The 9,660-nt window shown below is 70.3% G+C and carries 8 protein-coding genes and 1 pseudogene; 4 read left to right on the forward strand and 5 right to left on the reverse strand.

Annotated elements, in window-relative coordinates; genetic code table 11:
- Nucleotides 1-771 (reverse strand): FecCD family ABC transporter permease (locus ABD378_RS37995; protein WP_344528886.1); only part of this gene is annotated, 771 nt, incomplete at its 3' end.
- Nucleotides 768-1,811, reverse strand: coding sequence for a FecCD family ABC transporter permease (locus ABD378_RS38000; protein WP_344528889.1), 1,044 nt, complete (start codon nucleotides 1,809-1,811; stop codon nucleotides 768-770). The genes ABD378_RS38000 and ABD378_RS37995, both read right to left, overlap by 4 nt.
- Nucleotides 1,812-1,864: 53 nt before the next feature.
- Here ABD378_RS38000 and ABD378_RS38005 point away from each other — a divergent pair, with 53 nt between their 5' ends.
- Genes ABD378_RS38005 through ABD378_RS38015 form a run of 3 tightly spaced genes read left to right on the forward strand, consistent with a single transcriptional unit; the run spans nucleotide 1,865 to nucleotide 4,766 of the window.
- Nucleotides 1,865-2,905 carry an ABC transporter substrate-binding protein gene (locus tag ABD378_RS38005; protein WP_344528891.1) on the forward strand — a complete coding sequence of 347 codons (1,041 nt, stop codon included), beginning with the start codon at nucleotides 1,865-1,867 and terminating at the stop codon, nucleotides 2,903-2,905.
- Nucleotides 2,905-3,933 carry an ABC transporter substrate-binding protein gene (locus ABD378_RS38010; RefSeq protein WP_344528893.1) on the forward strand — a complete coding sequence of 343 codons (1,029 nt, stop codon included), beginning with the start codon at nucleotides 2,905-2,907 and terminating at the stop codon, nucleotides 3,931-3,933. The genes ABD378_RS38005 and ABD378_RS38010 overlap by 1 nt, the downstream gene beginning before the upstream one ends.
- Nucleotides 3,933-4,766, forward strand: a complete 834-nt coding sequence (locus ABD378_RS38015; protein WP_344528895.1) for a siderophore-interacting protein — start codon at nucleotides 3,933-3,935, stop codon at nucleotides 4,764-4,766. Before ABD378_RS38010 ends, ABD378_RS38015 begins: the two co-directional genes overlap by 1 nt.
- Nucleotides 4,767-4,853: 87 nt before the next feature.
- Here ABD378_RS38015 and ABD378_RS38020 read toward each other — a convergent pair whose 3' ends face one another.
- A complete protein-coding gene (locus ABD378_RS38020; RefSeq protein ID WP_344528897.1) occupies nucleotides 4,854-5,882 on the reverse strand; it encodes an HAD hydrolase-like protein in 1,029 nt (342 codons plus the stop codon).
- A 72-nt stretch (nucleotides 5,883-5,954) separates the two neighbouring features.
- Here ABD378_RS38020 and ABD378_RS38025 point away from each other — a divergent pair, with 72 nt between their 5' ends.
- The gene (locus ABD378_RS38025; protein WP_344528899.1) at nucleotides 5,955-7,232 is read left to right on the forward strand and encodes a DUF1015 domain-containing protein; all 1,278 of its coding nucleotides are present in this window, start codon (nucleotides 5,955-5,957) and stop codon (nucleotides 7,230-7,232) included.
- A 79-nt stretch (nucleotides 7,233-7,311) separates the two neighbouring features.
- Here the strand turns inward: ABD378_RS38025 and ABD378_RS38030 are convergent, their stop codons facing one another.
- Entirely contained in the window at nucleotides 7,312-8,157 is an 846-nt protein-coding gene (locus ABD378_RS38030; protein WP_344528903.1) for a hypothetical protein, read from the reverse strand.
- Nucleotides 8,158-8,499: 342 nt separating this feature from the next.
- Nucleotides 8,500-8,817, reverse strand: a pseudogene (locus ABD378_RS44270) (hypothetical protein); the annotation flags it as partial.
- Nucleotides 8,818-9,660 lie beyond the last annotated feature (843 nt).

The following is a 9,660-nucleotide window of genomic DNA, read 5'->3' on the forward strand; positions in this document are numbered from 1 at the left end:
GGCGGTGAGCAGCACCGCCGAGGCCATCAGGACGATGCGGGTGCGCTCGACGGGCACGCCGAGCGCGTACCCGACGTCGTCGCCCATCTCCAGCATCCGCAGCGGACGGGCGTACGTCATGACGAGCGGTACGAGGATCGCGCACAGGACGAGCAACGGCCAGACCTGCTCCCAGTCCCGTCCGTTGAGGGAGCCGGTCATCCAGACGACGGCGCGCGCGGCGTCGACGAGGTCCGCCTTGGTGAGCAGATAGCCGTTGATCGCAGTGACGAAGGCAGAGACACCGATGCCGACCAGGACGAACCGGAAGCCGTGCACGCCCCGCTTCCAGGCGAGCACATAGATCGCGAAGCCGGTCACCAGACCGCCCACGAGCGCCCCGCCCGCGACCTGCACCGCGGTGCCCTGGAAGAGGACGATCATGATGAGCGCGCCCGCGGTGGACCCCTGGCCGAGGCCGAGGATGTCCGGACTGCCCAGCGGATTGCGGGAGATGGACTGGAAGATCGCGCCGCCGAGCCCGAGCGCGGCGCCCACGAGCAGGCCGACAAGGACCCGCGGAAGACGCAGGTCGTTGATGATGAACTCCTGCCCGGCGTCTCCGTTGCCGAGCAGGGTGCGGATGACGTCGGCAGTGGGGATGTAGAAGTCGCCGGTGCCGATCAGGACGACGCTCGCAGCGAGCGCGGCCACGATGAGCACGGCGACGACCACGGCCGTGCGGACGTCGAGACGGAAGCTGAGCCCGCCCCGGGTGCGTATCGCCTTCACAGCTGAGCCAGCCTCCGCCGTCGTACGAGAAAGATGAAGACCGGGGCGCCGATCAACGCGGTGATGATGCCGACCTGCAGCTCCGCGGGCCGCGCGACGATGCGCCCGATGACGTCGGCGCCGAGCAGAAGGACCGGCGAGAGGATCGCGGCGTACGGCAGGATCCAGCGCATGTCGGGCCCGGTGAAGGAGCGCACGACGTGCGGCACCATCAGGCCGACGAACATGATGGGCCCGCAGGCCGCGGTCGCGGCCCCGCAGAGCAGGGTCGCGGCGGCCATGGACAGGGCGCGGGTGCGGTTCAGATGGGCGCCGAGCGCGCGGGCGGTGTCGTCGCCCATGGCCATGGCGTTGAGCGGCCTGGCGAGGCCGAGCGCGAGCACGATGCCGATCACGAGGAAGGGCAGGACCTGAAGGATGGTCTCGTTCTTGGCCGATGCCAGCGAACCGACCGTCCAGAAGCGCATCTTGTTGAGCGCGGCGTTGTCGGTGATCATCACGGCCTGCAGATAGCCGTAGAGCGCGGCGCTCAGCGCCGTACCGGCGAGCGCGAGCCGTACGGGCGTCGCGTTGCGCGTCCCGCCGAGGGCGTAGACGGCGGCGCCGACAACTGCCGCTCCGGCGAAGGCGAACCACACATAGCCGCTCAGCGAGGTGACGCCGAAGAAGCTGATGGCGGTGACGACGGCGGCCGACGCACCGAGGTTGATGCCGAGCAGCCCCGGGTCGGCCAGCGGATTGCGCGTCAGCGCCTGCAGGACGGCGCCTGCGAGGCCGAGGGCCACGCCGACGAGCACGCCGAGCAGCGTCCGCGAGAGCCGCTCTCCGACGACGACATCGCCGTACGTCCCGGTGTCCTGGAAAAGGCCGTGCCAGACCTGGTCCAGGGGCATCTGTTTGGCACCGACCGCGATGCTCGCCACGACGACGAGCAGCAGCACACAGACCGAGACGAGGAGCCCGGCGCTGCGTATCGCGCGGCGGTTGGGTGGCGCGGGGGCACTCTCCGCGCCGGCTTCTGGGGGACTGTCGACCAACACCAGGTTAGGTTAGCCTACCCTCGCACTTGACTTCGACGAGAGAAGCACCACCTATGCGCGCCCGCCGCCCGATACCTCCGGCTCTGACCCGACGTGGTGCGCTCGCCGTGGGTGGCGCCCTCGGCATCGGCGGGCTCCTGACAGCATGCGGCGGCAAGGACGGCGGCGCAAAATCGTCAGGCGGCGGCACGGGCTGGAGCTTCGAGGACGACCGCGGCACCACCGCGAAAGCCGCCAAGACCCCGCGCAGGATCGTCGCTTACATCGGCGCGGCCGCCGCGCTGCACGACTTCGGCGTCGAGTGCACCGGCGTCTTCGGCCCGACGAAGCAGAAGAACGGCGAACCCGACATCCAGGCCGGGGGCGTCGATGTCGACAAGGTGACCATCCTCGGCAACGCCTGGGGCGAGTTCAGCATCGAGAAGTACGCGAATCTCCGCCCCGAGCTCCTCGTCAGCACCATGAACGAGTCACCGAAGCTCTGGTACGTCCCCGACGACTCCGCCAAGAAGATCACCTCCCTCGCGCCGAGCGTCGGCATCCTCACCGGCAAGTCCTCCCTGACGAAGGTGATCGGCCGCTTCGCCGAACTCGCGCAGTCCCTCGGCGCCGACCTCGACGCCGAGAAGGTCACCGCCGCGAAGAAGCGCTTCGAGGCGGCGTCGGAGACCCTCCGCAAGTCCGCGAAGGCGGCGAAGGCCCGCGGCGGCCTCAAGGTCATGGCGGTCTCGGCGCAGGCCGACCTGCTCTACGTGGGCGATCCGGCCGACTTCACCGACCTGCGGCACTACGCCGACCTGGGCGTCGAGTTCGTCACCCCTGCGAAGACAGCCGAGGGCGGCTTCTTCCAGGAGCTGGGCTGGGAGAACGCCGACACGTACGAAGCCGATCTGATCCTCGTCGACAGACGCACCGGCAACCTCCAGCCCGCCGAGCTCAAGAAGTCCAAACCGACCTGGGCGAAGCTCCCCGCGGTCAAGGCCGGCCAGGTCATCTCCTGGTCCAACGAAGCCCAGTTCAGTCACGCCGGCTACGCACCGCTCATCGAGCGGCTCGCGGCAGCCGTCGACAAGTCGAAGAAGGCGGCAGCCTGATGTCCACCACTCACCGCCCCCTTGCCGGCAGAGGCTTGTCCCGCCGCGGTCTGCTCACCTCCGGCGGGGCCCTCGGCCTCGGCGCCCTGATCACCGCCTGCGGGAGCGAGAAGAAGTCGGAGAAGGACTCGGGCTCCAAGCCCTGGAGCTTCAAGGACGACCGCGGCAAGACCGCCGAGGTGAACCACACCCCGAAGAACATCGTCGCCTACATCAGCACGGCGGCGGCCCTGCACGACTACGGCGTCTCCTGCACGGGAGTCTTCGGCCCCTCCAAGCCGGTGGACGGCAAGCCCAACCCGCAGGCGGGCGATCTCGATGTCGGCGAACTGACGAGCCTCGGCGAGTCCTTCAACCAGTTCAACATCGAGAAGTACGCGGGCCTGAAGCCCGACCTCCTGATCAGCAACATGTTCCCGCCGCCCGCCCTCTGGTTCGTGCCCGCGGACAGCACCAAGAAGATCGAGGCGCTCGCGCCCACCGTCGGCATCAAGGGCGCCCGCGTCTCCCTGCTCGAACCGCTCAAGCGCTACACCGAGCTCGCCGAGGCGCTCGGCGGGGACCTCGGGACGAAGAAGGTGCGCGCGGCCAAGGCCCGCTTCGACAAGGCCGAGCGCCGACTGCGCAAGGCGGCCAAGGGCAACCGCGGCCTGAAGGTCCTCGCGATGACCGGCGACGCCGACCAGTTCTACGTCGCCGTGCCGGACTCCTACTGCGACCTGAACTACTTCAAGGACCTCGGCGTCGAGTTCGTCGACGGCAAGAAGAGCGACGAATGGGGCTTCTGGGAGTTCCTCAGCTGGGAGAACGCCGACAAATACCACGCCGATCTCATCATGATGGACAACCGTTCGAGCGCGCTGCCGCCCAAGGAGCTCGCGAAGAAACCCACCTGGAAGCTGCTCCCCGCCGTCAAGGCCGGCCAGACCGTGCCCTGGTCGATGGAGGAGCGCTACAGCTACGCCGGTTTCGCCCCCGTGCTCGAACAACTCGCCGCCGCCATCGAGAAGTCGAAGAGGCTCACCTGATGACTGAATCCCCGTACCACTTCTTCGACGTCCACGTGCTGCGCACCGAGTACGTCACCCCCTCCATGATCCGCGTGGCCCTCGGCGGCGACGGCCTGGCGCGGATGGCGTCAGCGGGCCGTGACCAGCGCATCAAGGTGTTCCTGCCGCAGCCGGGGCAGGACGCCCCCGTCATGCCGGACACGTCGGACGGGGACGCGGCCGGCTGGTACGCCGACTGGCTCGCCCTCGACCCCGACGTCCGGGGCATCATGCGCACCTACACCACGCGTGAACTGCGCCGCGACCCCGACGAGTTGATCGTCGACTTCGCGGTCCACGGCCCGGCTCCCTCGCCCTCCGATGGCCCGGCCACCAGCTGGGCGCGGTCCGCCCGCCCCGGCGCGCGGATCGGCGTACTCGCCCCGATCGAGGACGAGAACGGCGCCTACGACTTCAGGCCGCCGCAGGACACCGACTGGGTCCTGCTGACCGCCGACGAGTCGGCGCTCCCCGCGGTGGCGGCCATCCTGGAGACGCTCCCGCCGGCCACACCCGCCCGAGTCTGGATCGAGGTCCACGACCTGGCGGACAAGCAGGAGCTGCCCACGAAGGCCGACGCCGACATCACCTGGCTCACGCAGGAGGGCGGCACACCGTCGGCGATCCGTGCCGCTGAGCTGCCTTCTGGCACTCCGTACGCCTGGGTCACGGGCGAGTCCGCGACGGTCAAGACGGTCCGCCGCCACCTGGTCGGCGACCGCGGCTTCGACCGCAAGCGGATCTCGTTCTCCGGCTACTGGCGCAAGGGCACCACCACGGACGAGCTGATCGACCGCAACGAGACGGCCTGACGGGCGGTCGGCCCACCCTCGGTGGAACCACCCGCGGTCGAGCCACCCGCGGTGCAGCCACCCTCGGTGGAACCACCCGCAGTCGAGCTACACCCCCAGCCGCGACAACGCCTTCTCTGCGTCCAGCGTGCACACCCCGTCCCCCGCCTCCGTCCACGCCGCCGCGCACAGCGCCCGCAGCCCGTCCATCACATCGCCCTCGCCGTCGAGCACCAGCTCCTGCCCCCGGGCCGACGCCGTCCACCCGCCGCAGCCGAAGCCGCCCTCCGCCGGGGCCACTTCGGGCTGACCGGTCAGCATGCCGCGCAGATCCGCGTCCACGTACGTGGGCCGGTGCTCGGGCGGGGCCGCGAGCAGCTGGGCGCCGTCCGTGACCCCGGTCAGGACCAGCAGCGAGTCCACCTCGCCGTTGAACGCGCCCTCGATGTCCGTGTCGAGCCGGTCCCCCACGACCAACGGCCGCTCGGCGCCCGTCCGCAGAATCGTCTCGCGGTGCATCGGGGGCAGCGGCTTGCCCGCCACCTGCGGCTCCGCGCCCGTCGCGATGCGCACGACCTCGACCGCCGCGCCATTGCCCGGCGCGATGCCCCGCGCACTCGGAATCGTCAGGTCCGTGTTGGACGCGAACCACGGCACCCCACGCGCGATCGCGTAACAGGCCTCGGCGAACCGCCCCCACGCCATGTCGGGACCGCCGTACCCCTGCACGACCGCCACAGGACCGTCGTCCGCCGACTCCACCGGCTCGAGCCCGCGCTCCCGCAGCGCGACCCGCAGTCCTTCCCCGCCGACCACCAGCACCCGTGCGCCCGCGGGGACTTGCTCGCTCACAAGCCGCGCCGCCGCCTGCGCGGACGTGATGACGTCCGCGGCCCCGGTCGGAATGCCGAGCTCCGTCAGATGCGCGGCCACCGCGTCCGGCGTACGCAGTGCGTTGTTCGTCACGTACGCGAGATGCATGCCGCCCGCGCGAGCCGTCCCGAGCGACTCGACGGCGTGCACGATCGCGTGCCCGCCCGCGTACACCACCCCGTCCAGGTCGAGCAGCGCCGTGTCATACGCCTCACTCAGCACATTCTGGCTGCCTTCGGGGCGTGTCCTGACGGTCTGGCTCATTACGCATCGCTCCTCGATCGGTCCCACTCCCCCGATCATCGCTTATGCCACTGACACACATACGATGCAGCAATGAACACAGCGGGTCACACCGACGACCAAGGCCTCGACCTGATCCCGTTCCGAGGCGTGCGCTACGTCCCCGAACGGGTCGGCAGCCTTGCCGCCGTGACGTCCCCGCCGTACGACGTGGTCGTACGGCCCGACGGACTGCTCCACCTGGAGTCCGCCGACCCGCACAACATCGTCCGGCTGATCCTCCCCCAGGCCACCACACCGGAGGCCCGCAACGAACAGGCAGCCGAGACCCTGCACGCCTGGCTCTCCCAGGGCATCCTCGCGCCCGACCCGGAGCCCAGTCTCTACGTCTACGAACAGCGCGACGCCGGCATCCTGCAGCGCGGCGTCATCGGCGCCCTGCGCCTGTCCGAGGCGCGCGACGGCATCGTCCTGCCCCACGAAGGCGTCATGCCCCACGTCGTGGAGGACCGCGCGGGCCTGATGCGTGCGACGAGCGCCAACCTCGAGCCGCTGCTCCTGACATACCGCTCCGACGGCGAGGCCACGGGCGCCACAGCCGTCGTCGAGCGCACCGTGACGAACAAGCCTCTCTTGTCGACGACCACGGAGGACGGCTTCAGCCACCGACTGTGGGCCGTCACCGACCCCGCCGACCTCGCCGAGATCCAGTCAGATCTCTCCCACCACCAAGCCCTGATCGCGGACGGGCACCACCGCTGGGCGACCAACCTCCGACTCCGCTCCGAGCACCCGTCGGCCGGCCCATGGGACTTCGGCCTGGTCCTCCTGGTGGACACCGCGCGCTACCCCCTCCGGGTCCGCGCCATCCACCGCTACCTCCACCGGCTCCCGGTCCCCGACGCCCTCGCGGCCCTCGCGGGCTCCTTCCGCGTACGCAGCGTCGAGGGCCCTCTGCCGCGCGCCCTCGAAGCCCTGGGCGAGGCAGCAGCCGAGAGCAACGCCTTCCTCCTCGCGGGTGACGGCGCCTTCCACCTCATCGACCGCCCGTCCCCGGAGATGCTCGCCCGTACGATCCCGGCCGACCCCCCTGAGGCGTGGCGCACCCTGGACGCGACGGTCCTGCACTCCACGCTCCTCGATCACATCTGGCAGATCCCGGACGCCCCGGAGCACATCGCGTACATCCACGACACCGCGGCAACCGTGGAGAAGGCGGAACGCGACGGCGGTACGGCCATCCTGATGCACCCCGTCCGCGAAGAGGTCGTACGCGACCTCGCCCGCCAGGGGGTCACGATGCCCCGCAAGTCCACGTCCTTCGGCCCCAAGCCGGCATCGGGCCTGGTCCTGCGCAGCCTCGACTTCTGAATCGTCCTCAGCACGCACATACGACGACGGGCGGGACCCCAGCTGGGGTCCCGCCCGTCGTCTGCGACTAGGTCAACGCTCAGACCTTGCCATCTCCGTCGTCAGCGTCATCGTCATCGTCCAGACCGTCCTGGACACCGTCCTCATCCTCGTCCTCATCCTCGTCCTCGTCCTCGTCCACCTGGACGGGAGCGGCGACGTCGACGTGGCCGACCACGGGCTCCGAGACCGTCGCCTCGGCGTCGTCCTCCATCACGTCGACGAACTCGACGCCGTCCAGCTCGGCAAGGCGGTCCGACGCGTCGGTGCTGCCGTCCTTGTCGGACTCGATGACCTTCGCGAACCACTCGCGCGACTCGTCCTCACGCCCCGCGGCGAGCAGCGCGTCCGCGTACGCGTACCGCAGCCGCGCGGTCCACGGCTGGACGGAGTTCGACCCGAGCTCGGGACCCTGCAGGGTGACGATGGCAGCATCGATCTGCCCCAGGTCACGCCGCGCACCGGCGGCTACGAGACGCATCTCGACCTGCCCCGCCTTGTCCAGCTTCTGCACCTCGGGCGCACCGGCCATGTCCAGCGCCTTCTCGGGCCGGCCAAGACCGCGCTCGCAGTCCGCCATGACGGGCCAGAGCTCGACAGTGCCGGTCATCCGCCGGGCCGCACGGAACTCGGCAAGCGCCTCGCTGTAATTCTGTGTCGCGTACGCGGCGAAGGCAGCCGCCTCTCGTACGGCTGCGACACGCGAGGCGAGGCGCAGCGCGATCCGCGAGTAGGCGTACGCCTGCTCGGGGTCCTCGTCGATGAGGTTGGCGACCATCACCAGATTCCTGGCGACGTCCTCAGCGAGCCCCTTGGGAAGGCTCTGCAGCTCCTGCTTCACGTCCTTGTCGATCTCGTGTCCCGTTACGTCATCGGGGATCGGCAGCCGCTTGATGGGCTCGCGGTCACGGTCGTCACGACGGTCGTCGCGCCCACGGGACCCACCAGGCCGTCCGCCGCGGCTATCGTCACGCCGCGGCGCGCGATCATCGCGCCCGCGGAAGCCACCCCGGTCGCCACCACCACGGTTGTCGTCACGACGGAAACCACCGCGGTCACCACCGCGATCGCTGCCACCACGGTCGTCACGGCGGAAGCCACCACGATCGCCGCCACGGTCACCACCGCGATCGTCACGACGGTCGTCACGACGGAACCCACCGCGATCGCCGCCGCCACGGTTGTCGTCTCGCCGGTCGTCGCGCTGGAATGCGGGACGGTCGCCACCACGGGGCCGGTCATCACGACGGTCATCACGGCGCTCGTCGCGACGGAACCCGGGACGGTCGCCGCCGCCACCACGGTTGTCATCGCGGCGGAACCCGCCACGGTCACCACCACGGTCGTCACGGCGCGGGGCGCCAGAGGTCGAGCGGTCATCACGCTTGAACCCGGGACGGTCGCCGCCGCCACGGTTGTCGTCACGCCGGAAACCACCCCGGTCGCCACCGCCACCACGGTTGTCGTCACGGCGGAACCCGCCACGATCGCCACCACGGTCATCACGCCCACGGAAGCCGCCACCACGGTCGTCACGGCGAGGAGCGCCAGAGGTGGAGCGGTCATCACGACGGAACGGAGGACGGTCGCCACCACCACGGTCATCACGACGCGGGGCACCAGAGGTGGAGCGGTCGTCACGACGGAACGGAGGACGGTCACCGCCACCACGGTCATCACGACGCGGAGCGCCGGAGGTGGAGCGGTCGTCACGACGGAACGGAGGACGGTCACCGCCACCACGGTCATCGCGCCCGCGGAAACCACCACGGTCGCCGCCACCACGGTTGTCATCGCGGCGGAACCCGCCACGATCGCCACCACGGTCGTCACGCCGGTCATCCCGGCGGTCGTCACGACGGAACGGGAGACGGTCGCCGCCACCACCACGGTCGTCACGGCGCGGGGCGCCAGAGGTCGAGCGGTCATCACGCTTGAACCCGGGACGGTCGCCGCCGCCACGGTTGTCGTCACGCCGGAAACCACCCCGGTCGCCACCGCCACCACGGTTGTCGTCGCGGCGGAAGCCACCCCGGTCGCCACCGCGATCGCTGCCACCACGGTCGTCGCGACGAGGGGCGCCCCGGTCACGGTCGTCACGGCGGGGGCCACCAGAGGTGGAGCGGTCGTCGCGGCGGAACGGAGGACGCCCACCGCCGCTGCGGTCGTTGTCGCGACGCGGTGCGCCGCCACGGTTTCCGCCCCGGTCGCCACCGTCCCGGCCGCGCTGCTCGCGCTCCGGTCGCTCGTCGGGAGAGTTGGTGGACATCGGTGACTCCTAGTCTTCGGTACCGCAGTCATTCTTGCGCAGCCGGGTAGCCGGCGCGCTTCGACAAAACAAAAAAGGACCCCTGGTCCCAGCGTGGACGCTGGGACCAGGGGTCCTCCA

The organism is Streptomyces rectiviolaceus, from assembly GCF_039533825.1.
Taxonomy (GTDB): domain Bacteria; phylum Actinomycetota; class Actinomycetes; order Streptomycetales; family Streptomycetaceae; genus Streptomyces; species Streptomyces rectiviolaceus.